Source organism: Hadarchaeum sp. (SeqCode), from assembly GCF_049969415.1.
Lineage (GTDB): Archaea > Hadarchaeota > Hadarchaeia > Hadarchaeales > Hadarchaeaceae > Hadarchaeum.
This window is the reverse complement of the sequence record NZ_JBMFOX010000114.1, coordinates 1-1,703: the sequence shown is the minus strand read 5'-3', so window position 1 is coordinate 1,703 and position 1,703 is coordinate 1. Positions and strand designations below refer to the sequence as shown.

2 protein-coding genes are annotated in these 1,703 nt (G+C 51.8%); one reads left to right on the top strand and one right to left on the bottom strand.

What is annotated here, in order from left to right; translation table 11 throughout:
- Positions 1 to 678, bottom strand: a 678-nt coding sequence (locus tag ACP5PX_RS08195) for a substrate-binding domain-containing protein (protein WP_428085458.1), incomplete at its 3' end; no start/stop codon positions are given.
- 158 nt (positions 679 to 836) lie between these two features.
- Between ACP5PX_RS08195 and ACP5PX_RS08190 the strand changes: the two genes are divergently transcribed.
- Positions 837 to 1,703 (top strand): bifunctional N(6)-L-threonylcarbamoyladenine synthase/serine/threonine protein kinase (locus ACP5PX_RS08190; protein WP_428085457.1); only part of this gene is annotated, 867 nt, incomplete at its 3' end.

Below are 1,703 nucleotides of genomic sequence, written 5' to 3'. Positions count from 1 at the left end.
CATCACGCTGTAAACGTTGAGAAGATCCTCGCCGCCATCGATCAGGACGGCCAAATTTATCATGCCGCTTTTTTGGTATCTAAAATAGGTGCCGGTGTCCGTTAAAGTGTAGGCTCCTCTTTCGCTAGCAATTCTTAGCGTCTCTCCCATTCCGGAACCGGATTCTAGGTACCAACTTTGGCCCGTGGGCTCTATTCCCGCCTTTTTCCACAGCGACATTTCCTTGAGGTTCGTCCCGGAATTATCGCCTCTTGAGACCCAGGCCGCCTTTAGCTCGGCTATTTTCCTGAAAGCTTCGACGGAATTGAGGCCACGGATGCCGGCCGGATCATCAGCCGGGCCAACAACGATGAAAAAGTTGTAGGCAATTATTTTTCTGACTCCGACTATGTTTTCTTTTAAAAATTGAGATTCCAAATTCGGTGCGTGCGTCAGTACCGCATCAACATCGCCACTCCGCGCCTGTTCTAGGGCTTGTCCCGTGCCCATGGGTATGAAGTCGAGCTTGACCTGATAGACTTCAAGATAGCGGTCGGCAATGAAGTCCAAAAGACCGGTATCGTAAAGACTGGTCGTGGTCGAAACAGTCAGTCTATCGGATCCTCGATAAGAGCCGGCATAGATGGAGAAAGCGAGGAGGATCGCTATTGAAATTATCGTCAGTTCTTTGATTTTCATCCGAAATCCCAGCAATATTAAACATATTAGTTTAATAAATTTTACTTAGTTAAGCGTTACAGGTTAACTAAATTATAAATTTATTTTCGGCTGAAGGTTATTTTGAGGCGCAGCGGTATATTTTTCATTAATCAGACTTGGGAAAATGAGGTAGTGTTATGATCTGCTTGGGAATCGAGGGGACGGCACACACGTTTGGTATAGGAATAGTCGACTCCGCGGGGAGGGTGTTAGCCAACTCCACTAGGACCTATTCTCCGGATAAAGGGGGCATCCATCCGCGCGAGGCAGCCCAGTTTCACGCCGCTAATGCTAAACTGGTTCTGGAGGAGGCGCTTGGAAAGGCCAGGATAGACCTCGATGACATTGATCTCGTAGCTTTTTCTCAGGGGCCGGGACTGGGTCCGGTGCTCCGCACCGCCGCCACGGCAGCGAGAGCGCTGGCCGTTTGGCTCGATGTTCCAATCATTGGTGTCAATCACTGTGTGGCCCATATTGAAATTGGCCGTTTGGTTGCGGGCGCGCGCGACCCTGTGACCCTCTATGTTAGCGGGGGAAACACTCAAGTGATTGCCTTCGACACCGGACGTTATCGCGTCTTCGGCGAGACGATCGATATCCCCATCGGCAACTGTTTGGATGTCTTCGCCCGCGAGGTCGGGATCCCCCATCCCGGTGGTCCAATTGTCGAAAAGTTGGCTCAGGAGGGTAAAAGTTATCTTCCGCTACCCTATGTCGTCAAGGGCATGGATCTTTCTTTCTCTGGGATCTTGACCGAGGCGATTCGCAGGCATCGCGAAGGTGCTGACATAAATGACCTCTGTTATAGCCTCCAAGAGACGGCCTTTGCGGCACTTGTTGAGGTGACCGAGCGAGCTCTGGCGCATACGGAAAAAAAGGAGCTGCTGCTGACGGGAGGGGTTGCCGCAAACGGCAGGCTCAGGGAAATGCTGAAGCAGATGGCACGGGAACACCGGGCCAAGTTCTTCGTCCCGCCGCGGGAGCTTTGCGGCGACCAAGGCGCA